The 23,280-nt window shown below is 62.3% G+C and carries 22 protein-coding genes and 1 pseudogene; 11 read left to right on the forward strand and 12 right to left on the reverse strand.

Annotated elements, in window-relative coordinates:
* Window positions 1-45 precede the first annotated feature (45 nt).
* Window positions 46-906: a TraB/GumN family protein gene (locus tag AC2S2E_RS11175; RefSeq protein ID WP_486522383.1), complete on the reverse strand. Its 861-nt coding sequence runs from the start codon at window positions 904-906 to the stop codon at window positions 46-48.
* A complete protein-coding gene (locus AC2S2E_RS11180; RefSeq protein ID WP_486522384.1) occupies window positions 906-1,862 on the reverse strand; it encodes a TraB/GumN family protein in 957 nt (318 codons plus the stop codon). Before AC2S2E_RS11180 ends, AC2S2E_RS11175 begins: the two co-directional genes overlap by 1 nt.
* A 149-nt stretch (window positions 1,863-2,011) precedes the next feature.
* Between AC2S2E_RS11180 and AC2S2E_RS11185 the strand changes: the two genes are divergently transcribed.
* From AC2S2E_RS11185 to ppdK, 3 genes are read left to right on the forward strand one after another with little or no spacing between them, the layout of a single operon-like run.
* Window positions 2,012-2,938, forward strand: coding sequence for a glycine--tRNA ligase subunit alpha (locus AC2S2E_RS11185; protein WP_476104173.1), 927 nt, complete (start codon window positions 2,012-2,014; stop codon window positions 2,936-2,938).
* Window positions 2,935-5,004: a glycine--tRNA ligase subunit beta gene (gene glyS / locus AC2S2E_RS11190; RefSeq protein ID WP_486522386.1), complete on the forward strand. Its 2,070-nt coding sequence runs from the start codon at window positions 2,935-2,937 to the stop codon at window positions 5,002-5,004. Before AC2S2E_RS11185 ends, glyS begins: the two co-directional genes overlap by 4 nt.
* Window positions 5,005-5,054: 50 nt before the next feature.
* Window positions 5,055-7,718: a pyruvate, phosphate dikinase gene (gene ppdK, locus AC2S2E_RS11195; protein ID WP_486522387.1), complete on the forward strand. Its 2,664-nt coding sequence runs from the start codon at window positions 5,055-5,057 to the stop codon at window positions 7,716-7,718.
* Window positions 7,719-7,947: 229 nt separating this feature from the next.
* Here the strand turns inward: ppdK and AC2S2E_RS11200 are convergent, their stop codons facing one another.
* Entirely contained in the window at window positions 7,948-8,715 is a 768-nt protein-coding gene (locus tag AC2S2E_RS11200; protein ID WP_486522388.1) for a class I SAM-dependent methyltransferase, read from the reverse strand.
* An 84-nt stretch (window positions 8,716-8,799) separates the two neighbouring features.
* On the opposite strand from AC2S2E_RS11200, the gene AC2S2E_RS11205 reads away from it, so the two are divergent.
* From AC2S2E_RS11205 to hisI, 3 genes are all read left to right on the forward strand, one after another.
* A complete protein-coding gene (locus AC2S2E_RS11205) occupies window positions 8,800-9,552 on the forward strand; it encodes a double zinc ribbon domain-containing protein (protein ID WP_486522390.1) in 753 nt (250 codons plus the stop codon).
* 112 nt (window positions 9,553-9,664) lie between these two features.
* Window positions 9,665-9,925, forward strand: a complete 261-nt coding sequence (locus AC2S2E_RS11210; RefSeq protein WP_486522391.1) for a hypothetical protein — start codon at window positions 9,665-9,667, stop codon at window positions 9,923-9,925.
* A 3-nt stretch (window positions 9,926-9,928) separates the two neighbouring features.
* Window positions 9,929-10,312 carry a phosphoribosyl-AMP cyclohydrolase gene (gene hisI, locus AC2S2E_RS11215; protein ID WP_476104167.1) on the forward strand — a complete coding sequence of 128 codons (384 nt, stop codon included), beginning with the start codon at window positions 9,929-9,931 and terminating at the stop codon, window positions 10,310-10,312.
* Here the strand turns inward: hisI and AC2S2E_RS11220 are convergent.
* The 4 genes from AC2S2E_RS11220 to tyrS all read right to left on the reverse strand — a co-directional run bounded on the left by AC2S2E_RS11220 (window position 10,309) and on the right by tyrS (window position 14,074).
* Window positions 10,309-11,025, reverse strand: coding sequence for a dienelactone hydrolase family protein (locus AC2S2E_RS11220; protein WP_486522393.1), 717 nt, complete (start codon window positions 11,023-11,025; stop codon window positions 10,309-10,311). The two genes, hisI and AC2S2E_RS11220, sit on opposite strands and share 4 nt — an antisense overlap.
* A 2-nt stretch (window positions 11,026-11,027) precedes the next feature.
* Window positions 11,028-12,293 carry an MFS transporter gene (locus AC2S2E_RS11225; protein WP_486522394.1) on the reverse strand — a complete coding sequence of 422 codons (1,266 nt, stop codon included), beginning with the start codon at window positions 12,291-12,293 and terminating at the stop codon, window positions 11,028-11,030.
* Window positions 12,294-12,389: 96 nt separating this feature from the next.
* A complete protein-coding gene (locus tag AC2S2E_RS11230) occupies window positions 12,390-12,722 on the reverse strand; it encodes a PilZ domain-containing protein (protein ID WP_476104164.1) in 333 nt (110 codons plus the stop codon).
* Between the two features lie 122 nt (window positions 12,723-12,844).
* Complete coding sequence (tyrS, locus tag AC2S2E_RS11235; RefSeq protein ID WP_476104163.1) at window positions 12,845-14,074, reverse strand: tyrosine--tRNA ligase; 1,230 nt, start codon at window positions 14,072-14,074, stop codon at window positions 12,845-12,847.
* A 39-nt stretch (window positions 14,075-14,113) separates the two neighbouring features.
* Here tyrS and AC2S2E_RS11240 point away from each other — a divergent pair, with 39 nt between their 5' ends.
* Window positions 14,114-14,653 carry a DOMON-like domain-containing protein gene (locus AC2S2E_RS11240; protein WP_486522395.1) on the forward strand — a complete coding sequence of 180 codons (540 nt, stop codon included), beginning with the start codon at window positions 14,114-14,116 and terminating at the stop codon, window positions 14,651-14,653.
* A complete protein-coding gene (locus tag AC2S2E_RS11245) occupies window positions 14,650-15,873 on the forward strand; it encodes an exo-beta-N-acetylmuramidase NamZ family protein (RefSeq protein ID WP_486522396.1) in 1,224 nt (407 codons plus the stop codon). Before AC2S2E_RS11240 ends, AC2S2E_RS11245 begins: the two co-directional genes overlap by 4 nt.
* A 29-nt stretch (window positions 15,874-15,902) precedes the next feature.
* Here AC2S2E_RS11245 and AC2S2E_RS11250 read toward each other — a convergent pair.
* Window positions 15,903-16,451 (reverse strand): annotated as a pseudogene (locus AC2S2E_RS11250) (DUF817 family protein); the annotation flags it as partial.
* 40 nt (window positions 16,452-16,491) lie between these two features.
* Between AC2S2E_RS11250 and AC2S2E_RS11255 the strand changes: the two are divergent.
* Window positions 16,492-17,232 (forward strand): glutathione S-transferase family protein, encoded by a 741-nt coding sequence (locus AC2S2E_RS11255; RefSeq protein WP_476104159.1) that lies wholly within the window; start codon window positions 16,492-16,494, stop codon window positions 17,230-17,232.
* A gap of 40 nt (window positions 17,233-17,272) precedes the next feature.
* On the opposite strand, the gene AC2S2E_RS11260 is transcribed toward AC2S2E_RS11255, so the two are convergent.
* The 4 genes from AC2S2E_RS11260 to AC2S2E_RS11275 all read right to left on the reverse strand — a co-directional run bounded on the left by AC2S2E_RS11260 (window position 17,273) and on the right by AC2S2E_RS11275 (window position 21,989).
* Window positions 17,273-17,683 (reverse strand): GFA family protein, encoded by a 411-nt coding sequence (locus tag AC2S2E_RS11260; protein ID WP_476104158.1) that lies wholly within the window; start codon window positions 17,681-17,683, stop codon window positions 17,273-17,275.
* 1 nt (window position 17,684) lies between these two features.
* Entirely contained in the window at window positions 17,685-18,761 is a 1,077-nt protein-coding gene (locus AC2S2E_RS11265) for an acyltransferase family protein (protein ID WP_486522397.1), read from the reverse strand.
* The gene (parE, locus tag AC2S2E_RS11270) at window positions 18,761-20,758 is read right to left on the reverse strand and encodes a DNA topoisomerase IV subunit B (RefSeq protein ID WP_486522398.1); all 1,998 of its coding nucleotides are present in this window, start codon (window positions 20,756-20,758) and stop codon (window positions 18,761-18,763) included. Before parE ends, AC2S2E_RS11265 begins: the two co-directional genes overlap by 1 nt.
* Before the next feature lie 79 nt (window positions 20,759-20,837).
* Window positions 20,838-21,989 carry a penicillin-binding protein activator gene (locus tag AC2S2E_RS11275; protein WP_486522399.1) on the reverse strand — a complete coding sequence of 384 codons (1,152 nt, stop codon included), beginning with the start codon at window positions 21,987-21,989 and terminating at the stop codon, window positions 20,838-20,840.
* A gap of 64 nt (window positions 21,990-22,053) precedes the next feature.
* Between AC2S2E_RS11275 and rsmI the strand changes: the two genes are divergently transcribed.
* Window positions 22,054-22,881, forward strand: a complete 828-nt coding sequence (gene rsmI, locus AC2S2E_RS11280; protein ID WP_476104154.1) for a 16S rRNA (cytidine(1402)-2'-O)-methyltransferase — start codon at window positions 22,054-22,056, stop codon at window positions 22,879-22,881.
* On the forward strand, window positions 22,878-23,249 hold the full coding sequence (locus tag AC2S2E_RS11285) for a YraN family protein (protein ID WP_486522400.1): 372 nt from the start codon (window positions 22,878-22,880) through the stop codon (window positions 23,247-23,249). The genes rsmI and AC2S2E_RS11285 overlap by 4 nt, the downstream gene beginning before the upstream one ends.
* Window positions 23,250-23,280 lie beyond the last annotated feature (31 nt).

Raw genomic sequence — 23,280 nt, forward strand, 5'->3', positions numbered from 1 at the left:
GGAAGCGGCGGCCCTTAGGGGCAAAATGGCGGAAAAGCAAGCCGCCTATTGAATGCGGGTGACGCGATAGCCCCGCGCCGACAGCATGGCGGGCAGGCCGTCCGGCCCGGCCATATGCGCCGCGCCGACGGCGACGAAGGGGTGAGCGCCTTGGTTCAGGCTTTGCGCGATACGCGTCGCCCATGCGCGATTGCGGCCAGTATAAAGCGCCTCTCGCAAGGTCGGATCGGCCAGAATGCCGCGCTGGGTTTCGTTTGCGATGGTGGCGACATCGCCCTTTTTCCACGCAGAGGCCAAATCGGTTCCCGGTTGATCGTCGGCCAAAGCCTCGTTCAGCAACCGGCGTTGCGCGCTTTCGGGCAGGCGGTCAAAGATCGACAATTGGGCTGCCGCGCCTTCCAGTTCGACAATGCGACGCGGCGGCGCGTTGGTGATGACGGCGCGGTCAATACCTTGGGCCGGATCGCCCTGCGCGCCTTCTCGCGCCAGCATCAGCGCGGCGGCCCATGTTTCGGTGTCGGCAAAATCGCCGGGCGCGCCGTGGGCATCGCTTAATGCTTTGGCCAATTTGTCGCGGTTTTGCGGGGCGATGCGGGTGTCAAGCGGAGGCTGGCCCGGCGTATGGGCCAAGGATTGGAATGCGCGCGCCGTGGCGGCATCGTCATTCAGGGCGGCGATTTCAACGATGACCGTGTCGGCCTGATCCCATGCCTGCGCCACCGCGCCCTCGCGCCAAGCTGCGGCGCGGGGCAGGGCGTGGATGGTCCCGAACAGCCAGCCCTTCTGCCCGCCCGCCCCTTCGACCTGCCACAGGGCAGGGTGGACCGTTTCGGGGCGGTGGAGGCCATACCATACCGCGCCGCCCGCCAGTGAAAGAGCGGCAAGAGCGGCCCAGGCGCGCTTCATTACTGAACCCGCGTGGCGGTGATGCCCTGCTTGGCCAATTGTTCCTGAACGCTGCCGCGCCCGGCCAGATGGCCTGCGCCCACCGCGATGAACACCTTGCCCGGTTTGGTCAGGCGCTGTTTGATCCATGCGGCCCAATTACGGTTGCGGCCAATCAGCAGCGCTTCGGACAATTTGGGGTCGCTCTGATCTGCATTGATCAGCTTGGCCAGACGCGGCGCATCACCGGTTTTCCACGCGGCGATCATGGCGCCCAATTCGGTGGTGATCTTGGATGAATTGACCGCCACCTCGCGCAGGTAATTGCGTTGAGAGGCAACCGGCAGCGAATCGAACAGGCCGAGCTGGTATTCCGGCGTTTCAAGCGCGGTATGTTCCATCTTGCGTTCATCGGCCAGTTTGACGAGGCGGGAATCGACACCGTTGGCCGGGTCAAAGCCTGACTTCATCAATGGCAGCGTCGAGAGAGCCACGGCGGCATACCAAGGGCGAAAACTGTCGAACATGGCGGGCGACAGGCCATTGGCGGCGAGCGCCTTTTCCACCGCCTTGCGGGTGCTGCGGCTCAGCGTTGCGCGCAGGTTCTGGCCTTGGGGCAGCATGGCCGTATTCATCACGATGCCGCGCATTTCCTCCGGTTTCTTCTCGATAATTTCGGTGACCAGCGAGGTCGAACCGCCAAAAGCCTGCGCCACGGCGCCGTCGAACCAGTCAATATCGGCCGGCAGGGCATGAACCGTCCCGAACAGATAGATCGTCGTCTCGCCACTCTGTAATTTCCACAGGGCCGGGCGAGCCAGCTTGGGGGCGGCCACCTGCTGACTGGCCACCGGTTTGGGGTGGTGCTGGACATTGGCGGCGGCAGAGGCGGGCGCGACGCTTGCCAGCGTTGCAGCAAAAAGCGCCCAGACGAAGGCCAGAGCGCGAACGAGACGGGGGAAGGTCAGCTTCGACATAGGGCCCCCTATAGTGATCCTGCGCAATGTGTCGATTATAAGGAAGGGTTAGCGAGAAGTAAATTTGCGCGGAAAACGGCCTTTGCTTGACCCAAACCGGCCCCTGATCCCCATTGACCCATGCAAATCGTTACGCCAAAGGCTGCGCCATGAGTGAAACAGCACGCGAGACAGCACCCGTGGCCAAAAAGCCGCTGAGCTTTCAGGACATGATCCTCACCCTCCATGATTTCTGGAGCAAGCAGGGTTGTGCGATCCTTCAGCCCTATGACATGCGCATGGGTGCGGGTACGTTTCACCCCGCAACGACGCTGCGCGCGCTGGGCCCCGAACCGTGGAAGGCCGCCTATGTGCAGCCCAGCCGCCGTCCGACCGATGGCCGCTATGGCGAAAATCCGAACCGGTTGCAGCACTATTACCAGTATCAGGTGATCCTCAAGCCAAGCCCTGAGAATTTGCAGGAGCTTTATCTGCAATCTTTGGCCGCGATTGGCGTCGATCCGCTGGCCCATGACATCCGCTTTGTCGAAGATGACTGGGAAAGCCCGACGTTGGGCGCATGGGGGCTGGGCTGGGAGGTCTGGTGCGACGGGATGGAGGTGACGCAATTCACCTATTTCCAGCAGGTCGGCGGGTTTGACTGCAAGCCGGTTGCGGGCGAGCTGACTTATGGGTTGGAGCGCCTTGCCATGTATATTCAGGGCGTGGACTGGGTTTATGACCTGCGTTTTAATGACGCGGGCCTGACCTATGGCGATGTGTTCCTGAAGAATGAGCAGGAAATGTCGAAGTACAATTTCGAGGTGGCCGACACCGAGCAATTGTTCAAAGGCTTTGCCCATGCCGAGGCCGAGGCCAAGCGCTGCATCGAGGCGAAGATTCCGCTGGCGGCGTATGACCAAGCCATCGAGGCGTCGCATCTGTTCAACCTGTTGCAGGCACGCGGCGTGATTTCGGTACAGGAGCGCGCCAGCTATATCGGCCGAGTGCGCGATCTGGCCAAGGGCGCGTGCGAAGCGTGGATCGAGAAGAACGAGGCCGAATGGGCCGTGAAATTTCCGGGGTGGACGAAATGAGCGATTTCCTTCTTGAACTGCGCAGCGAGGAAATCCCCGCGCGGATGCAGGCGGGCGCTCGCGCTGAACTGGAAAAGCTGTTTCGCGGGGCCATGGCAGCGGCGGGCGTTGCGGTTGGCGAATTGGTCGTGTGGTCGACGCCGCGCCGCCTTGCGCTGATCGCGCGCGGATTGCCGGTGGCGACGCAGGCCGTGCGCGAGGAAGTGAAGGGGCCGAAAGCCTCGGCGCCGGAACAGGCGCTGGCGGGCTTTCTGCGCAAGACCGGATTGACGCGTGAACAGTTGGAGGAGCGCGACGGCGTGCTTTTCGCTGTGACCGAAAAGCCGGGCCGGGCGACCGCCGACGTTCTGGCCGAAGCGATCCCCGCCATTGTGCGCGGGTTCAGTTGGCCCAAATCGCAGCGCTGGGGCGCGGCTTCGCTGTCCACCGAGTCCTTGCGCTGGGTGCGTCCGTTGCAGGGCATTGTCGCGCTGCTCGACGGCGCGGTGGTGGAATGTGAGGTTGGCGGGATCACTTCGGGCCGCGAGACGGTGGGGCATCGTTTCCATTCGTCGGGCGCGGTGACGGTGGCGGACGCCGATACCTATGCCGATGTGCTGCGCGCCGCGCAGGTTCTGGTCAACCATAACGAGCGTCAGGACATCATCCGCGCCAAGGCGAAGGAGGCGGCTTCGGCGGCTGGCCTGACGCTGGTTGAGGATGAAGGGCTGGTGATCGAGAACGCGGGTCTCACCGAATGGCCGCAGCCTTTGCTGGGCCGGTTTGACGAGGCGTTCCTTGAAGTTCCGCCCGAAGTCATCCAGTTGACCGCGCGCGTGAACCAGAAGTATTTCGTCTGCGAAGACGCGGCGGGCAAGCTGGCCAATGCTTTTGTCTGCACCGCCAACATCGACGCCACGGACGGCGGCGCGGGCATCATCGACGGCAACCGCAAGGTGCTGGCCGCGCGTTTGAGCGATGCGCGCTTCTTCTGGCAGCAGGACCTGAAAACCTCGCTGGCCGAGCAGGCCAAGAAGTTGTCGCGGATTACCTTCCATGAGAAGCTGGGCACGGTGGCACAACGTCAGGAACGCTTTGTTGCTCTGTCGGGCGATTTCCAAGGTGCCTTGGCCGATAGTGTTGAAAGCGCGCGTGCAGCTGCTGCTATTCTCAAGGCCGATCTCGTTACGGAGATGGTTGGCGAGTTTCCTGAATTGCAGGGGCTGATGGGCGGCTATTACGCTGCGGCTGAAGGATTGGCGACGCCCGTCGTTGCGGCCGTCCGCGACCACTATAAGCCTGCAGGGCAGTCGGATGAATTGCCGACGGAGGGCGCGGCGATCCTGACTGCATTGATTGACAAGGTGGACGCGTTGGTCGGCTTCTTTGGGGCTGATCTTAAGCCAACGGGGTCGAAGGATCCGTTTGCCTTACGTCGTGCTGCGCTGGGTGTAATCCGCTTGATCACGGAAAACGGCCTGCGCCTGAATCTGGTCAGGCTGTTTGACGCCGCTGCCCAACTTTATCGCAATCAGGGCGTCGAAGTTTCTAACGCTTCGGCTGACCTACTCACCTTCTTCGCCGACCGCCTCAAGGTCCAGCAGAAGGAAGCGGGCGTCCGCCACGATCTGATCGACGCGGTGTTTGCGCTTGGCCAAGAATCGGGGAAGGCTGAGGACGACCTCGTCCGCCTGCTCGCCCGCGTTCATGCGTTGCAGGCTTTTGTGCAGACCGACGACGGCAAGAACCTGCTCGCCGGTTACAAGCGCGCGGCCAATATCCTCAAGGCTGAGGAGAAGAAGGGCTGGGACGCCGATGTCACCAATCCTGCGCCGGAACCCGCCGAAGCGGCGCTGATCGCCGCGCTGGCCGATGCGACGCCCAAGGCCGAAGCGGCGGTGGCGGCCGAGGACTTTACCGGTGCGATGGCGGCTCTGGCCACTCTGCGGTCAGCGGTTGATGATTTCTTTAATGTCGTCACCGTAAATGCCGAAGATCCCGCGATCCGGTCCGCGCGCCTAGGTCTTTTGTCGCAATTGCGTGCTGCAACGCACAAAGTGGCTGACTTCTCACGGATCGAAGGCTAGGGGCAGGGAAACTACAAAGGCCGATTCGTTCTGGGAGGCTTGGTCTAATCATGTCTGCATACGTATTCTATTTCGGCGGTGGCGCCAATTCGTCCGAATCGCGCAGCCGCGACAAGACAATCGCAGGCGGCAAGGGCGCCAATCTGGCCGAGATGGCGGGCATCGGCCTGCCGGTGCCGCCGGGCTTCACGATCAGCACCGAAGTGTGCGCCCTCTATAACGCCAATGGCAAAAGCTTTGACGGCGATCTGCGCGCCGGCGTTGCCGCAGGCGTGGCGCATGTTGAAGGCTCCACGGGCCGCAAGTTTGGTGATACGGCCAATCCGCTGCTGGTTTCGGTGCGTTCGGGCGCGCGGGTTTCGATGCCGGGCATGATGGACACGGTGCTCAACCTTGGCCTGAATGACGAAACGGTTCTGGGTTTGGCGCAGGGTTCGGGCAACCCGCGTTTCGCATGGGATTCCTATCGCCGTTTCATCCAGATGTATTCCGACGTGGTGCTGGGCATTGACCATCACCTGTTCGAGGATGCCTTGGAAATCGTCAAGGAAGACAATGGTTTCTACGCCGACGTTGAACTGGAAGCCGAGCATTGGCAGGCTCTGGTCGGTGAATACAAGGCCATCGTCGAAAAGGCACTGGGCCGTCCGTTCCCGCAGGATGTGCATGAACAGCTCTGGGGCGCGATTGGCGCGGTGTTCGACAGCTGGGAAAGCGAACGCGCCAAGGTCTATCGCCGTTTGAACGACATTCCGGGCGATTGGGGCACGGCGGTCAATGTTCAGGCGATGGTTTTCGGCAATATGGGCGACACCAGCGCCACCGGCGTTGCCTTTACCCGCGACCCTTCGACCGGCGAAAAGGCCTATTACGGCGAATGGCTGGTCAATGCGCAGGGTGAAGACGTTGTCGCGGGCATCCGCACGCCGCAATATCTGACCAAATTTTCGCGTGAACGCGCCGGGGCCAAGCCGCTTTCGATGGAAGAGGCGATGCCCGAGGCCTACACCGAACTGGCCGCTGTCTTTGAACTGCTGGAAAAGCACTACAAGGACATGCAGGACATCGAGTTCACGGTGGAACGCAACAAGCTGTGGATGCTGCAAACGCGAAGCGGCAAGCGCACGGCCAAGGCGGCGCTGAAAATGGCGGTCGATATGGTGGGCGAAGGCCTGATCGACGAAGCCACCGCTATCAAGCGCGTCGATCCGATGGCGCTGGATCAACTGCTGCACCCCACGCTGGACCCCAAGGCGGCGCGTGATTATCTGGGCAAGGGGCTTCCTGCCTCGCCGGGCGCGGCATCGGGTGCGATCGTGCTGGACGCCGAAACGGCGCAGGCTCGCGCCGAGCGCGGCGACAGCGTCATCCTCGTGCGCGTCGAAACCAGCCCCGAAGACATCCACGGCATGCATGCGGCCAAGGGCATCCTGACCGCACGCGGCGGCATGACCAGCCACGCGGCCGTTGTGGCGCGCGGCATGGGCCGCCCCTGCGTCTCGGGCGCCAGCGCGGTCAGCATCGACATGAACAGCCGCACCTTGAAGATCGGCACGCGCGATCTGAAGGAAGGCGACATCATCACGCTGGACGGCGCGACGGGGGACATCATGGCGGGCGCTGTGCCGACCATTGAACCCGAATTGGTGGGCGATTTCGGCACGCTGATGGTCTGGGCCGACAAGCATCGCCGCATGAAGGTGCGCACCAATGCCGAGACGCCCGAGGATTGCCGCACCGCGCGCAGCTTTGGCGCCGAAGGCATCGGCCTGTGCCGCACCGAGCATATGTTCTTTGACGCGGGCCGCATTTCGGCCGTGCGCCAGATGATCCTTGCGGAGGACGAGGACGGTCGCCGGGCCGCTCTGGCCAAGCTGCTGCCTGAACAGCGCGCCGATTTTCAGGCGATCTTCGAGATCATGGCTGGCCTGCCCGTCACGATCCGCCTGCTCGATCCGCCGCTGCATGAATTCCTGCCGCATAGCGATGCGGAATTTGCCGAGCTTTCCGAAGCCATCGGCATTGGCGTGGAAACGTTGAAGCGCCGCGCGGGTGAATTGCATGAATTCAACCCGATGCTGGGCCATCGCGGGTGCCGTCTGGGGATCACCTTCCCGGAAATCTATGAGATGCAGGCGCGCGCGATCTTTGAGGCTGCCGTCGATGTGGCGCTGGCGTCCGGCGAGGCGGTTGTTCCCGAAGTGATGATTCCGCTGGTGGCGACCAAGAAGGAACTCTCGATCCTCAAGGCGCTGGTGGACCGCACCGCTGCGCAGGTCTTTGCCGAAAAGGGCAAGGTGCTCGATTATCTGGTCGGCACGATGATCGAATTGCCGCGCGCGGCGCTGATGGCGGGCGAGATTGCCGAAGAAGCCAAGTTCTTCTCCTTCGGCACCAACGACCTGACGCAGACCACGCTGGGCGTGTCGCGCGATGACGCCGCCCGCTTCCTCTCGGCCTATGTCGAGCAGGGCATCTATGCGCGCGATCCTTTCGTCAGCCTCGATGTGGAAGGCGTGGGTCAGTTGGTCGAATTGGCCGCTGAGCGGGGCCGTAAGACCCTGCCGGGCATCAAGCTGGGCATTTGTGGTGAGCATGGCGGCGATCCGGCCTCCATCGCTTTCTGCGAAAAGACCGGGCTGGATTATGTCTCGGCTTCGCCCTTCCGCGTGCCGATTGCCCGGTTGGCGGCTGCGCAGGCGGCTTTGGGGTAAGGCATGCTTTATGCCTCCGGCGGGCCAAGGGACTTGTCCCTTGGCAATCGCGTTCATGGGGGCATGCCTGTTCTGAGGCGTTGAATGAATAAAAGCCTGCGGCGTCAAGGTAAGAGCGCCGCAGGCTTTTTATTTGGTTCGGGTGCGTGCGATATCCGACGCCGAACCCGTGGCCCAACCTCGACAGTCATGGGAGCGCGAGGGACGAGTCCCTCGCATCAATCCCTGCTTACTTCCGCCAACCACTCAACGTCAGAATTTCAAAACTTTCGGTCACGCGCCCATCCACGGCCTGATCGGCAAAGGCCAGCATGGCGCGTGCATAGCCGGCCTCTCCTACCGCCGGCCCGGCCTCGTTCAGCACGCAGCCAAGGGCCTGAGCCCGCACATCGGCGACAAGGCTGGCCAGCGAGCGGAAATTGACCTTGATGCTGCGCCCGTCGCTGACCGGATCGGCATAACCGGCGCGTTGCAGCAATTGCGCCCCGGCGCGAACATCGACCATCGGGTGAACGCGCGCGGCAGGGCGGTCGCCATCGGCGGCCAGCATGATAGCGCGAAGAGCGGGCAGCGATCCGGCGCCCACGAAACTGGCGATCATCACCCCCCCCGGATTAAGCGCCTGACGCATATGGATTAGCGCGCCTGGCAGGTCATTGACCGTATCGAGCGTGCCGAGCGAGGCGATAAGATCGAAACCGCGCAACAAATAGGGCTGCTCTTCGTCAATCGTGATAGCGCCGTGCAATCCGGCAGGGTCCGCCTGCGTAACCTCAACCCCTTGCGCGCGCAGATTCGCGGCAAGCATCCCGGTCCAGTCACCAATGACCAGCGCCGTTTTCAACTCAGCCTTCACAAAGGCGAGTCGCTCGATCACATCTTCCACCATATCTTCAAGCAGATAGCGTGCAGCATTGGGGTGGTTTTGCAAAACCATGGCCCGACGGCGGGCGGCAAGGCGGCGGTGCTGGGCAAAAATGCGGGGAGGTTGACTCATAAGCCTGCCTCCTGCCTTGGGTCGCGGCGTGCTGCAAGGCTCTTCGTGCTTGCCTGCGCCAAACAGCCTATTACACTTTGGTCTATGCGCCGCCTCGCCCCCGTCCTTGACCTGTTGTTCCCGCCCCGTTGCCCGATGTGCGGCGAAGGGGTGAGTGAGCAAGGCGGCCTGTGCGGTGCCTGTTGGTCGGGCCTGGCCATACCGGGCGATCCGTCCTGCGGCCTGTGCCAACGTCCGCTTTCCAGCGAGGCGGCGTCGCATGACGAGGATGACCTGCGGTGCCACCAATGTGCAGGTGAGGCTCCGCGCCATCACGGGGTTGCGGCGGCGACCTTGTACAATGATACGTCGCGCGATTTGGTCATGGCGCTCAAATATGGACGGCGGGTGGCTTTGGCCGGGATGATGGGGCGTTTGATGGCGTCTCGGCTTAAATATCTGGCCCATATGGGTGTCGGGCCGGGGTGGCTGGTGGTGCCGGTGCCGCTGCACCGTTGGCGTTTGTGGGGCAGGGGCTTTAACCAATCGGCGCTGTTGGCGCAGGAGATCGCCCGAAACACCGGCGCGCGGCCCTTGGTTGATGGGCTGATCCGGCGGCGCAAGACGCCGATGCTGGGCGGGCTTGGTCCGGATGAGCGGGCAAGGGTTCTTGATGGCGCGATCGACGTGCATCGCGGACGCCGCCATGCGTTCAACGGGGCCAAGATCGTGCTGACCGATGACGTGTTGACCAGTGGCGCGACCACCAATGCCTGTATCGCCGCGTTGGAACAGGCGGGTGCTTCACGCGTGGTCATTGCCTGTTTCGCCCGGGTTCACGGCGAATCGTTACCGTAATCCGGGGCCGTAACGATGGGCAAAAGAAAACGCCCGGAGATTTGGCCTCCGGGCGTTCACGTGACGAAACTCTTGGGCGACGCTTTTCAGCGCGATTGGCAGGCCCCCCCTGTTGGGCCACCACACCCGAACCCTCATTTCTCTACCGCGCAACACCCTTTCGGCGCTGGCTGGCAATTCCCTGAACCGTGGCGCTTTCCGCTGCCTGGTCAAATACGATCTCCCTCAAGACCGTGAAGGTTTTGTTTCACTTTTTCGGACCAAAGATAAAGAGGCGATGCTGCGGAGTGTGGATTTTGCTCCGCAATTGTGGTTATCGCGCAACAGCACCGCGTCCGGCAGAGGGCTGGCACGCCTTGAACCGAAAGTTTGATCGATGTCCTCGGCCAATTCCGCCGCCAATCCCGACCGTGAAACGGGTTCGGTTTTCATGCCGCGCTTTGATGCGCAGGGCCTGATGATCGGCATCGCCGTTGATTCGGAAAGCCGCGAGATCCTGATGGTGGCTTTCATGGATGCCGAGGCGCTGGAAAAGACGCGGGAAACGGGGCTGGCCCATTTCCATTCGCGTTCGCGCGGCAAATTGTGGCTGAAGGGCGAAACTTCGGGTCACTTCCTGCGGGTTCAGGAAATGCGCGTCGATTGCGATCAGGACGCGCTGGTCATGCTGTGCAAGCCCGAAGGTCCGGCGTGCCACACGGGTGCCCCCAGCTGCTTCTATCGCAAGCTTGACGGGGACACCCTGACGCGGATCGATTAAGCGAAGATCTCGTCAAAGAAGCTGAGCATGGCGGCCCAGCTCTGGCGGTCGGCGCTGGTGTTATAGCCAAGGAAGTCCTTGCCGCGTGCGTCGCTTTCCGGGTCGGTAAAGCCGTGGCGCACGTTGGCATAGGCGTGGAAGTGCCAATTGGCGCCCGCCGTGTCCAATTCCTGCCAAAGGCCGATGACCGCATCGCGCGGGGCCAGCGGATCGGCGTCACCATGCAGCACCAGAATTCGGGCCTTGACCGCGCCGGGCTGGGCGGGCTTTTCGGTGGCGAACACACCGTGGAAGCTGACGGCGGCGGCAATGTCGGCCCCGTCGCGTGCCAATTCGAGCGCGGCCTGTCCGCCCATGCAATAGCCGATCACAGCGATCTTCAATCCATCAACACCGGGCACCGCGCGCAAGGCCGTCAGAGCGGCGCGCAGGCGGGCGCGATATTGCTCCCAATCGCCGCGCAGTTCTGCGGCCATCGGGAAAGACGCTTCAAAACTGGCCACCGGGGCGCCGTAAAAGTCGCCGATGAGCGCGATGTAGCCCTGTTCGGCCAGAGCGGTGGCGCGCACTTCGATGGCGGGGCCGACATTGGCAATCGTCGGCCAGATCAGCACAGCGCCACGCGGCGTACCGGCCGGACGGGCCAGCCATCCGGTCAGCGCGACATCGCCATCCTGATAGGAAACGCTTTCGAGTTTCGGGGTTTGGGGCATGATCAATTGTCCTGTTTGGGGGTAAAGCGATTTGCCTTGCGGATTTGCGGGAACAGCACGGCCCAGAGCAGCGTCACCACCACCGCGCCAATCCCGCCGAACAGCACAGCCCCCTGTGCGCCGAACAGCAACGAGGCCAGACCCGATTCCATTTCGCCCAATTCATTGGACGCGCCGATGGCCAGACCCGAAATAGCCGACACGCGTCCGCGCATTTCATTGGGCGTGTGCAACTGGACCAGCGTACCGCGCACGAACATGCTGACCATATCCGCCCCGCCCAGCACCGCCAGCATGGCCAGCGAGAGCAGGTAATTGGTCGAAACCGCAAAGACCGCCGTTGCCGCGCCAAACAGCGCCACCGAACCCAGCATGGTCACACCCACGCGCCGTTCCAGCGGTTTGATCGATAACAGAATGCCCAGCACCGCCGCGCCCGCCGCCGGGGCTGCGCGCATCTGGCCCAGACCTTCGGGGCCGACATGCAGGATGTCGCGCGCATAGACCGGCAACAACGCCGTCGCCCCGCCCAGCAAAACCGCAAACAGATCGAGCGTAATGCAGCCCAGCAGAAACGGATTGCCGCGCACGAAAGTCAGCCCTTCCATGGCCATGCGCAGGGGGTGAACATCCCGATTGGCCGCATGGGCGGGCAAGGGGCGGATCGTCAGTAGCGCCAGCGCCGAAACGCTAAGCAGGACCGAGGCGATCCAGTAAAACAGCGAAGGGTGCCAGGCGAACAGCATGCCCGCCACCGCAGGCCCCGCAATCGTGCCCGATTGCATCGCCATGGAATTCATCGCGATGGCGCGGGGCAAGAGGTTTGGCGGCACGATCATCGGCGCAATTGCGCCCACCGATGGCCCTATGAAAACGCGCGCCGTGCCATTGGCCGCGCCCAATATCAGCACCAGCGGCAGCGACAGCCACCCCTGCCACGTGGCAACAGCCATGATCAGTGCCATGGTCATATCGACGCAAATCGCCATGGCGCCGACTTTTCGCCGGTCAAACCTGTCGGCGACGACGCCGGAAATCGGCGTCAGCAAAAACATCGGCACGAATTGCACAAAACCCAGCACGCCCAGCATAAAGGAGGCCTGCGTAATGCTCATCCCATAGGATTGGCGGGCCAGATCATAGAGTTGATAGCCAATAATGACCACCATGCCCGATCCGGACAGCCATGAGAGAAAGCGCGCGCTCCAAAATCGGCGATAGTCGGCGATTTGCAACGGGTTGGTGGGTTGGGGGGCTTGCTCGTTCACGCCCGCCGATTTGGCAGGTGCAGAGGCGATTGCCAAGACATCAACGCTTGGGGAACGAAAAATCTCGCTTTCGTTCCCCCTTGCGCAGGGCGTATCTTATTTGCGCAGGCGCGGATTGGGTTGCAGCGCCGCGATCATATTGGTGAAATCATCCTGACGAATGATGCGTTCGAATTGGAAACCGGCGCGATCCTCCGTTGCCCAGATCAAATGCGCCTCGATCCGGCCGACGACGGGCAAACGGATGGTTACTCTTTCGCCACGTCCCAGCTCGACCTTGTTGCCGACCATGAAGCCGTGGATCGAGATATTGGCGATATCGAGCATGATGTCGCCCAACCGCCTGTGTTCTGCTGCTACCCGGAAATTGACCGGATGGCGCGCCGCGCGGCGCAGCTCGGTAACCGATAGCTGTGCGCCTGATGCCATTGTGTCAGTCTCCTGCCTTGAGGGGGTAAGGGCAGGTTATAAGCCGCAAATGGCGAAAAAATGGTAAATATGGCAATTTGGTGCCGGTTGGGGCGGCAAGGCCTTGCCGCCCCTCGATGATGTCATTGGGCCTTGAGAATGCCGTGCTTTTTCTTGCCGGATGACAGGCGGATTTCGCCGCTATCAAGGCTAATGGCATGATTTTCATCGCTAATGGCCGCGCCGTCCAGCTTGGCGCCGCCGCCCGCGATCAGGCGCTTGGCCTCGCCTCGGCTTGCCGCAAAACCAATTCCGACCAACGCATCGATGATCGTGCAGCCACCGGCGGGCACATGCCAAACTGGAAGGTCCGCGCCCAGACCGCCCCCGGCAAAGGTTGCGCTGGCGGTGGCTTCGGCGGCCTTGGCTGCTTCCTCACCGCGGACCAGCTTGGTCACTTCATTGGCCAGAACGACCTTGGCGGCGTTGATCTCGCTGCCCTGCAGGGCCTCGAGCCGGACAATCTCGTCCAGCGGAACATCGGTAAAGATGCGAAGGAAACGGCCCACATCGCGGTCATCGGTGTTGCGCCAGAACTGCCAGAAGTCATAATGCGGCAGCAGCTCTTCATTCAGCCACACCGCGCCATTGACGCTCTTGCCCATCTTGGCCCCGTCGGCCGTGGTCAGCAGCGGCGTGGTCAGACCGAAAAGTTCGATCCCGTTCATCCGGCGCGTCAATTCGATGCCGTTGACGATATTGCCCCATTGGTCTGACCCGCCCAACTGCAACCGGCAGCCATGGCGCAGCGCCAGTTCGCGGAAGTCATAGGCCTGAAGGATCATGTAGTTGAATTCAAGGAAGGTCAGCGGCTGTTCGCGATCGAGCCGCAGTTTCACCGAATCAAAGGTCAGCATGCGATTGACCGTGAAATGCGGGCCGACATTGCGCAGCAGGTCGATATAGCCCAACTGATCCAGCCAGTCGGCATTGTTGACCATTTGCGCGCCGGTGGCGCTGTCGTCAAAGCGCAGCAGGCGGTGGAACACCTTGGCGATGCCCGCGATGTTCGAGGCGATGGTTTCCTCAGTCAGCAGCTTGCGCGATTCGTCTTTGCCGCTGGGGTCGCCCACCTTGGTCGTGCCGCCGCCCATCAGCGCGATGGGCTTATGCCCGGCCTGTTGCAGGCGGCGCAGCAGCATGACAGAGGCCAGATTGCCGACATGCAGCGAGGAGGCCGTCGCGTCATAGCCATTATACGCCACTACCACGTCTTTTTGGGCAAGGGCATCGAGCCCTTGGGCATCGGTCAATTGGTGGATATGGCCGCGTTCGGACAGCAGGCGCAGCAGGTCGGACTTGTATTCGGTCATGATTGCCTCTTGATTGAACGCGCCGCCTAGCATGGAGAATTGGATTTGGGAACTTTCTCGCTGATCTGTCATCCGCAAACGCCCGCCGTGGGGGTGAAATCCGTCAGCGTGGATTGGGAAGCGCGCGGGGAGTGGCTGGTGCTGACCTATCGGGTTGGCGGGGCGGGGGGGCTGGTGCTGCCCGCGCCCGCGGCGCCGGATCGTCATGACGACCTTTGGAAGGCGACCTGCTTTGAACTCTTTGTGGGATTGGTGGACAGCACTTATCGCGAGTTCAACTTCTCGCCCTCATCGCGCTGGGCCGCCTATGGTTTTGCCGATTATCGCGAGGGCGGGCGTGATGCCGATATGCCCATCGCCCCGATGATCGCCGTGACCCGGACGAGCGATGTGGCGGTTTGCGAAGTCCGCCTTGCCCGCGCCATTCTGGACGGGGCCGATTGCGCGGGGCTGACGGCGGTGATCGAGGAAACGGGCGGTCACAAATCCTATTGGGCGCTTGCCCATGGGCCGGGGCGGCCCGATTTTCACAAGCGCTCTTGCTTCACGCTCCAGCTTGCGGCAGCGGAGGCACCATGACTGTTCACTTCGGCCTTGATCGCCTGCTCGCTGATCCCTCGCTTCGTGCGCCTCTGGCGGGACGCCGTGTTTCTTTGGTCGCGCATCCTGCGTCGCTGACCGCTGGCCTCACGCATAGTCTGGACGCGCTGGCGGCATGTCCCGACATCAAACTGACCAGCGCCTTTGGCCCCCAGCACGGGCTGAAGGGCGACAAACAGGACAATATGGTCGAGACCGAGGACGAGTTCGACCCCACGCTCGGCATTCCGGTGTTCAGCCTTTATGGTCAGGTGCGCCGCCCGACCCCGGCGATGATGTATACGGCGGACGTGTTCCTGTTCGACCTTCAGGATCTTGGTTGCCGGATCTACACTTTCGTCACCACGTTGCTCTATCTGTTGGAGGCGGCATCGGGCACGGGCAAATCGGTCTGGGTGCTGGACCGGCCCAATCCGGCGGGACGGCCCATCGAAGGGCTGACGCTGATCCCCGGACAAGAGAGTTTTGTCGGCGCGGGGCCGATGCCGATGCGCCACGGCCTGACGCTGGGCGAGATGGGGCGCTGGTTTATCGACCATTACAAGCTGGACGTCGATTACCGCGTCATCACCATGGCTGGCTGGCTGCCTGATGCGCCTGCTCGTGCTGGTTTGGCCGGTTTCGGCTGGCCCGAGGAACGCCTCTGGATCAACCCCAGCCCGAATGCGGCCAGCCTGAACATGGCCCGGGCCTATGCCGGGACGGTGATGCTGGAGGGCACCAACCTGTCCGAGGGGCGCGGGACGACGCGGCCTCTGGAGGTCTTGTTCGGCGCGCCCGATGTGGATGCCAAGGCTGTTCTGGCCGAAATGCAGGCCTTTGCGCCCCAATGGATGACCGGCTGCGCTCTTCGCGAATGCTGGTTTACGCCTACGTTCCACAAGCATGTCGGCCAATTGTGCAGCGCCTTGATGATCCATGCCGAAGGCGGGTTCTATGACCACGCCCATTTCCGCCCATGGCGATTGCAGGCACTGGCCTTCAAGGCGATCCGGCGGCTTTATCCCGATTATCCGCTGTGGCGCGATTTCCCCTATGAGTATGAGCTGACCCGCCTTGCCATTGATGTGATCAACGGCGGGCCGGGTTTGCGCGAATGGGTGGATGATGCCGGGTCATGCGCGGGCGATCTCGATGCGATCACCACGCCCGATGAATTGCGCTGGGCAGAGGAAATCGCTCCCTATCTGCTTTACTGATCCGTGGGTGGCGCGGCGCGATGCAGCCGCGCCACCAGCACGGTCAGCCGATCATCGGGATAGTGGCTGAAGCGGAAATCAAAGATGCGCTAGACGCGGGCGATATAGCTGCCCACCGCGGCATACATGAAGCCGGAAAACAAAGGTACATTGCCGATCCGCAGAAAGCCCGCCTCGGGATAGACCCATGACCCTTGCGCGGTTTTGAACAGCTCCATCACCGTACCGACGATGTCAAAGGCGGCGATCACCCACGCCTCCTCGCGGCTTTCCAGCCGCAACGCCAGCATCGCCACCTGTATCCCCAGCGCGGCCAATGTCAGCATGTCATAGCGTGCCAGCGCCGCATGCGCCGGATAGAACAGATGGGTGAGCAAAAGCAGGGCCAGCAACAGCCCGCCAAACAGGCAGGCCCAGCCTTGCTTGAACCCAAAGAGCAGGAATTCATAGACCCACGTGCGCCATCCGGGGCGCGGGGCAAATGCTTCGATGCGCGTGCGGATGGCGGCGAAACGGCTGGGGCCGATAGGCTGAATCTGCCGGGTATTTTTCCCACCACTTGTATGCAACACTGACATTCCTTAAGGTCGGCGCAAAGCACAAGAGGATGCCCATACGATGCTCAAACTCTATTCTTTCGGCCCCGCCGCCAATTCGATGAAGCCGCTGCTCACCCTTTATGAAAAGGGCACGCCTTTTGAAGGTCACCGCCTGAACCCGGCCATCTTTGAACATCATCAGGAATGGTTCAAGGCCATCAATCCGCGTGGTCAGGTGCCCGCTCTGGTCGATGGCGACAAGGTGATTACCGAAAGCACGGTGATCTGCGAATATCTGGAGGATGAACATCCCGGTGAGGTAAAGCTGCGCCCCGCCGATTCCTATGGCCGCGCGCAAATGCGGATCTGGACGAAATGGGTCGATGAATATTTCTGCTGGTGCGTTTCGACCATCGGTTGGCACCGCTATGTCGGCAATATGGTCAAGAGCATGAGCGATGAGGCCTTTGAGGAAAAGGTCAAGGCCATCCCCGTCTTTGAACAGCAGGTCAAATGGCGCCGCGCGCGCGAAGGCTTCCCGCAGGATCTGCTCGACGAGGAAATGCGCAAGATCGCCTTTTCGGTCACGCGCCTCAATGACCATCTGGCCGATAATGAATGGCTGGCCGGGGGCATGTTTACGCTGGCTGATATTTGTAATTTCGCCATCGCCAATGGCATGAATTACAGCTTCCCCGAACTGGTCAATCCCAATGACGCGCCGCATCTCTCGCGCTGGATCGCCCAGATCAACGCCCGCCCGGCGGTGCAAAAAATGTTTGCCGAAGTCCCGATGGAAAAGCTGCGCCCGCAGGATTGATACCCACGGGCGCCGCTTGCTTCAGGCTGGCGGCGACGCTTCAGGCCGGCGGCGCCTTGGGGAATTGCGGCAGGGCCGGGTCCATCACCGCCCATGACGGCGCGCTGGCCGTCCAGATGATGCCGGTGGGCTTGGCAATTTCGGGATTGTCCAGTGCCCCGGCGCGGATGCGATAGGCCACCGGCGGATCGAGCAGCGGCCGCGAGAACACATGGCTGCCGCAGGTGGTGCAAAAGGCGCGCTCGACCGTGTTGCCGCTGTCGGCCACCTTGTGGTGCAGCGTTATTGGCCCCGTCACCGTCACATTTTCGGGCGCGAACAGCGCGTTGACCGTCGCCGATCCACTGGCCAGCCTTTGACAGTCATGGCACCAGCACATGCGTGCGGCGATGGGGTCGCCCTCCAGTTCCAGCTTCACCGCGCCGCACAGGCATTGTCCTGTATGCGTCATCTCAATTCTCCTTGGCAATCCAACGGGCCGTGGCCCAGCGCCGCAAGGGGTCATCCCAAAGCCGCAGCGCCGCCCAACCCAATGCAATCGATCCGGCATAAAGCACCGGCGCCCAGATCATCAGATCATGCGGACGCGGATCAAGTGCCAAATCCCAGTACCAATAGATGAAGGGATAATGGATAATATACAATGGGTAAGACAGGCGGCCCAGCGCCTTGGCGATCTTGCGCGTCCCCGCGCTCATGCGCGAATGCGCGCCCAGCAGGATGATGAGTGGGAAGAGCAAGGCGACATAGGCAAATTCAAGCAGCCCATTGGCCCAGCCCGGTTTGCCCCCCGGCACGCCCGCGGCAAACGCCACCGCCATCACGATGGCCAATCCGCCAAAGCTCATCCGCAAAGGCGTCAATCGGTGCAGAATACGCCGCAGCAGAATTCCGAAGATAAAGGGAAACGCCAACCTGGCCTCGGCCATCCACCAATGGCTCCATCCCCAACCGACCGAGAGATTGCCATAGGCCACTGCGCCCCATGCCAGCAGTCCGCCCGCCGGGATCAGCAGCCATGCCAGAACGCGGGGGCTGAGGCGATGAAGCACCAACCCATAGGCCACCGAGCCGATATATTCCTGAAACAGCGTCCATGTCGGCCCGTCGAGCGAATGGGTATCCTCCGCCCGGTCCGCCAGTGTGGGATAGGGCAGCAAGACCAGCCCCATCACCACCGCCGTCCAGAACCGTCCATCGACCGGATGAGGGGACTGATGAAAGGGCGCAAACACCCACGCCAGCGCGCCGATCAGTGTCGCCAGCGGCACGATGGGGTGCAGGCGCAAGAAACGCCGCAGCATGAAACCGCCAAAACCCAGCCCCTCGGCCATGCGCCGGTCATAGGCATGGGCGATGACAAAGCCCGAAAGCGCAAAGAAGAAATCCACCGCCAGCGCGCCATGGGGCAGCCAGTTGTCCGCCATCACGCCCTTGGACAGGATCTCGCTGATATGGAACACCAGAACTAGCAACGCGGCCACACCGCGCAACCCGTCCAGCACCTCGAAATGGGCCTTGGTCGCCATTATGCGTCGATCATGTCCGGGTCGATATCGGCGGCGCGGTTTTGGATAAAGTGAAAGCGGTGTTCCGGGTTGCGGCCCATCAGGCGGTCGACCAGATCCTTTACCTGCGCTCGGTCCTCATATTCCTGGGGCAGGGTGATGCGCACAAGGCTGCGCTTGGCCGGGTCCATCGTGGTTTCGCGCAATTGCTGGGGGTTCATTTCGCCAAGGCCCTTGAACCGTCCAACTTCGACCTTCTTGCCCTTGAATTTGGTGCGCTCCAACTCCTCGCGATGGGCATCATCACGGGCATAGGCGCTCTCTTTGCCCGCCGTCAGGCGATAGAGCGGCGGCTGGGCCAGATAGAGATGCCCCTTGCGCACCACATCGGGCATTTCCTGAAAGAAGAAGGTCATCAACAGCGTGGCGATATGCGCCCCGTCGACATCGGCGTCGGTCATGATGATGATGCGATCGTAACGCAACAGGTCCGGGTTGCAATCCTTGCGCATCCCGCAACCCATGGCCAGTGCCAGATCGGCGATTTCCTGATTGCCGCGGATCTTGTCCATGCTGGCGCTGGCCACGTTCAGGATTTTGCCGCGAATGGGCAGGATGGCCTGCGTTTTGCGGTCACGGGCCTGTTTCGCGCTGCCGCCTGCCGAATCGCCTTCGACGATAAAGAGTTCGGTTTCGCCTTCGCCTTCGCCGCTGCAATCGGTCAACTTGCCGGGCAGGCGCAGCTTGCGCGCATTGGTGGCGGTCTTGCGCTTGACCTCGCGCTCGGCCTTGCGGCGCAAACGCTCGTCCATCCGCTCCATCACATGGCCCAGCAATGCCTTGCCGCGATCCATATTGTCGGTCAGGAAATGGTCGAAATGGTCGCGGATGGCGTTTTCCACCATGCGCGCGGCCTCTGGACTGGTCAGGCGGTCTTTGGTCTGGCTCTGAAACTGCGGGTCGCGGATAAAGACCGACAGCATCGCCTCACAGCCTACGACCACGTCTTCAGGCGCAATGTCCTTGGCCTTTTTATTGCCCACCAATTCGCCAAAGGCCCGAATGCCCTTGGTCAGCGCCGCGCGCATGCCCTGTTCATGGGTTCCGCCGTCAGGCGTGGGAATGGTGTTGCAGTAATAGCTATACGCGCCTTCGGACCACAGTGGCCAAGCAATCGCCCATTCGACGCGACCATTCATGTCGCCGGGGAAATCCTGCGTCCCCGAAAAGGGCGCGGCGGTCACGCATTCGCGCGTGGCGATCTGTTCGGCCAGATGATCGGCCAAACCGCCGGGAAACTGGAACGTCGCCTCCGCGGGCACATCCTCGCTTGCCAGAGATTGTGCGCATTTCCAGCGGATTTCCACGCCCGCAAACAAATAGGCCTTGGACCGCACCAGCTTGAACAGGCGCGCAGGCTTGAAGCGCGCATCGGCGCCAAAGATTTCCGGGTCGGGCGTGAATTGCACCGACGTGCCGCGCCGGTTGGGCGCCGCGCCGATCTTTTGAATGGGGCCAAGCGTGACGCCTTTGGAAAATTCCTGTGCGAACAATTCCTTGTTCCGCGCAACCTCAACGCGGGTCAGCGTGGAAAGCGCGTTGACCACGCTGATCCCCACGCCGTGCAGGCCGCCGCTGGTGGCATAGGCCTTGCCCGAAAACTTGCCGCCCGAATGCAGCGTCGAGAGGATAACCTCCAGCGCGCTCTTGCCGGGAAACTTGGGGTGTTCGTCCACCGGGATGCCGCGACCATTATCGACGATGGTGACGCGGCCCGCGCTGCCGGGGGCTTCCTCAAGATACACCTCGATCCGGTTGGCATGGCCCGCGACGGCTTCGTCCATCGCATTGTCTAACACTTCGGCAACAAGGTGGTGCAGCGCGCGTTCGTCGGTGCCGCCAATATACATGCCCGGTCGGCGGCGCACAGGCTCAAGCCCTTCGAGCACCTCGATTGCCGAGCCGTCATAAGCCTCGCCCGTGGGGCCGCGTGGGGTTTCAAACAGATCGTCCGACATGGACGACAGCCTAGACCGCGCCGACGCCTGAAAGCAAGCGCCGGGGACCGCTAAATCCCCGGCCTAAATGGCGCGTGGGTCAGTTATCGAATTTAACCGGCGCGGGGCTCAGGACATTGACCGCGCCGCCGCGCGCCTCACGCACTTCCAATGCGCGCTCGATGACCTGATTGGTGTTGAACCGGAAAATGCCGTCAAGGCCGAGGAAACCGCCCCGGTCCAGCATATGGGCCGTCGGGAAAGGCGTCCCCGGCGCCCAATCCCGCGCAATGCGCAGGGTCAGCAGGACGCTGTCATAGCCCAAAGTCGCGGCGCGATAGGGAGCCTGATTAAAGCGCGCCTTATAGCTTTCGGTAAAGCGGCCAAAGCGTTGGTCCGAAAGAGCGGCAAACCATGCGCCGTTCAACGCGGGGGTGCGGGCAACAATCGCCTCGCCCGCCCACAATTCATTGCCCAGAATGCGCAGATTGGGCGCGGCCACTTTCAGCAAAGGCGCCGCCTGCGCCGCCATGGCGGCATTGTCGCCAATCACGACGGCATCGAAAATCCCGCGCCCCTTCAACCGGCGCACCGCCGCCGTCAGCGAGCCCTTGGTGCGGTCATAGCTTTCCATGCCCACCAAAGTTCCGCCTGCGGCGCGCACGGCGGCGATGGTTGCATTGCCCGCCCGCTCACCGTAATTGCCCAGAGGCATGAGCGCGGCAAAGCGCGTCACGCCTTGCCCGCGTGCATATTTGACGACGCGCGAAATGGATTGGGCCGGGATGGTGCCCATGACAAAGACGTCATTGCCCGCAACGCCCGCATCGCCTGTATAGGAAATCACCGGCACATGGCCCGCCCGCGCCGTTTGCGCCACGGCCAGAGCATCCTCGCCTAGCATAGGCCCCAAAATCAGACGGTTGCCATCGGCCAGCGCCTTTGCCGCCGCCGCCGGCGCGCCCAGCGAAGTGTCGTAGGTGGTGATACGGATCTTGGTCGCATTGGTGTCCAGCAAGGCCATGGTCGTGGCATTTTCCATCGCCTGACCCAAGGCGCTGCCCGGACCCGACAAGGGCACCAGCAGGGCGATGCGATGGCGCCCTTCGTCCGTGGGCAGGTGAGCCGTGGGGGGCGGGGGCACATTGGGGCTTTCCACCGGCGCCTTGGGCACGACCGCGCAGGCCGAAAGCAGCGCGGTTGCGCCCAAAACCAATCCCTTGCGCCAAAGCGTGCGGTTTACGGGGGCCATCGGCTGTTCCACTTCCTGTTTGTCCTGTTGGCTTGCCCCGGTCCGCCCTCTATGAAGCTGACCTATGGAACAAAATCTCTCTCCCGGCCTGTATATTGTCGCCACGCCAATTGGCAATCTCCGCGACATCACTCTGCGTGCGATCGAGACATTGCGAGGCGTGGCGGCGGTGGCCTGTGAAGATACGCGGGTTACCGGCAAATTGTTGCAGCATCTGGACATCAAACAGCGGTTGATCCGGTATGATGACCATGCCGACGAACGCTCTCGTGAAGGCTTGCTTTCGATGATGGCGGATCAGGCCGTGGCGCTGGTGTCGGATGCGGGGACGCCGCTGGTGTCCGATCCGGGCTATCGTCTGGTGCGCGAATGTCGGGAAAGGGGGATTGCGGTCACGTCCTTGCCCGGACCCAGTGCGGCGATTGTCGGGATTACCCTGTCGGGCTTGCCTTCGGATAAATTCCTGTTTGCCGGGTTTTTGCCGTCCAAGGAAAAGGCGCGTGAACATGCGCTGGCCGAATTGGCGGTCGTGCCTTCGACTTTGGTGTTTTACGAAACCTCGCCGCGCCTGACCGATGCTTTGGCCGCGATTGCCAAGGTTTTGCCCCGGCGCGAAGTGGCGGTGGCGCGCGAATTGACCAAGATGTTCGAGGAATGCCGGAGCGGCACGCCCGATGAACTGATCGAATATTACACCGCCAATCCGCCGCGTGGGGAAATCGTTCTGATGGTCGGCCCGCCTGTCGCAGAGGCCGCCAGTATGGAGGATGCCGAAAGGTTGCTGCGCGCCGAATTGCGGGATTTGAAACCCAGTCAGGCCGCCGCCGCCGTCGCCAAGGCGACCGGGCTGGACCGAAAGGCGCTTTACGCTCTGGCGCTCACCCTGAAATGAACTGGAGGCGCGAGGCGGACCGCATGGCCGCCGAGGCGCGCGGTCGTCATGGCGAGGATCTGGCCTGCGGCTGGCTGCGCGAACATGGGTTTGAAATTCTGGCCCAGCGGGTCAAAACCCCGCGCGGCGAGGTGGACATTATTGCCCGCCAGCCGCGCCTTGTCGTATTTGTCGAGGTCAAATGGCGCGCCCGCGAGGCCGATCTCGATTTCGCCATCGATCAGCGCCGCCTGACCCGCGTGGCGCGGGCGGCCGAATTGCTCGCTCCGGGCTACATGAAAGCTGGGGATGATATGCGGGTAGATATTCTGTTGCTTGCGCCCGGCGCGATGGTGCGCCACATCCCCAACGCATGGATGCCGATCTGATCGGTGTCATTCGGTCTGCCGCCCTCCGGCG

The organism is Novosphingobium sp. 550D (assembly GCF_057401885.1).

What these genes read in the sequence shown, in the direction of transcription:
- AC2S2E_RS11175 (WP_486522383.1), bottom strand. Translation starts at nt 906, where the DNA reads ATGAAGCGCGCCTGGGCCGCTCTTGCCGCTCTTTCACTGGCGGGCGGC.
- AC2S2E_RS11180 (WP_486522384.1), bottom strand. Translation starts at nt 1,862, where the DNA reads ATGTCGAAGCTGACCTTCCCCCGTCTCGTTCGCGCTCTGGCCTTCGTC.
- AC2S2E_RS11185 (WP_476104173.1), top strand. Translation starts at nt 2,012, where the DNA reads ATGAGTGAAACAGCACGCGAGACAGCACCCGTGGCCAAAAAGCCGCTG.
- glyS (WP_486522386.1), top strand. Translation starts at nt 2,935, where the DNA reads ATGAGCGATTTCCTTCTTGAACTGCGCAGCGAGGAAATCCCCGCGCGG.
- ppdK (WP_486522387.1), top strand. Translation starts at nt 5,055, where the DNA reads ATGTCTGCATACGTATTCTATTTCGGCGGTGGCGCCAATTCGTCCGAA.
- AC2S2E_RS11200 (WP_486522388.1), bottom strand. Translation starts at nt 8,715, where the DNA reads ATGAGTCAACCTCCCCGCATTTTTGCCCAGCACCGCCGCCTTGCCGCC.
- AC2S2E_RS11205 (WP_486522390.1), top strand. Translation starts at nt 8,800, where the DNA reads ATGCGCCGCCTCGCCCCCGTCCTTGACCTGTTGTTCCCGCCCCGTTGC.
- hisI (WP_476104167.1), top strand. Translation starts at nt 9,929, where the DNA reads ATGTCCTCGGCCAATTCCGCCGCCAATCCCGACCGTGAAACGGGTTCG.
- AC2S2E_RS11220 (WP_486522393.1), bottom strand. Translation starts at nt 11,025, where the DNA reads ATGCCCCAAACCCCGAAACTCGAAAGCGTTTCCTATCAGGATGGCGAT.
- AC2S2E_RS11230 (WP_476104164.1), bottom strand. Translation starts at nt 12,722, where the DNA reads ATGGCATCAGGCGCACAGCTATCGGTTACCGAGCTGCGCCGCGCGGCG.
- tyrS (WP_476104163.1), bottom strand. Translation starts at nt 14,074, where the DNA reads ATGACCGAATACAAGTCCGACCTGCTGCGCCTGCTGTCCGAACGCGGC.
- AC2S2E_RS11245 (WP_486522396.1), top strand. Translation starts at nt 14,650, where the DNA reads ATGACTGTTCACTTCGGCCTTGATCGCCTGCTCGCTGATCCCTCGCTT.
- AC2S2E_RS11255 (WP_476104159.1), top strand. Translation starts at nt 16,492, where the DNA reads ATGCTCAAACTCTATTCTTTCGGCCCCGCCGCCAATTCGATGAAGCCG.
- AC2S2E_RS11260 (WP_476104158.1), bottom strand. Translation starts at nt 17,683, where the DNA reads ATGACGCATACAGGACAATGCCTGTGCGGCGCGGTGAAGCTGGAACTG.
- AC2S2E_RS11265 (WP_486522397.1), bottom strand. Translation starts at nt 18,761, where the DNA reads ATGGCGACCAAGGCCCATTTCGAGGTGCTGGACGGGTTGCGCGGTGTG.
- parE (WP_486522398.1), bottom strand. Translation starts at nt 20,758, where the DNA reads ATGTCGGACGATCTGTTTGAAACCCCACGCGGCCCCACGGGCGAGGCT.
- AC2S2E_RS11275 (WP_486522399.1), bottom strand. Translation starts at nt 21,989, where the DNA reads ATGGCCCCCGTAAACCGCACGCTTTGGCGCAAGGGATTGGTTTTGGGC.
- rsmI (WP_476104154.1), top strand. Translation starts at nt 22,054, where the DNA reads ATGGAACAAAATCTCTCTCCCGGCCTGTATATTGTCGCCACGCCAATT.
- AC2S2E_RS11285 (WP_486522400.1), top strand. Translation starts at nt 22,878, where the DNA reads ATGAACTGGAGGCGCGAGGCGGACCGCATGGCCGCCGAGGCGCGCGGT.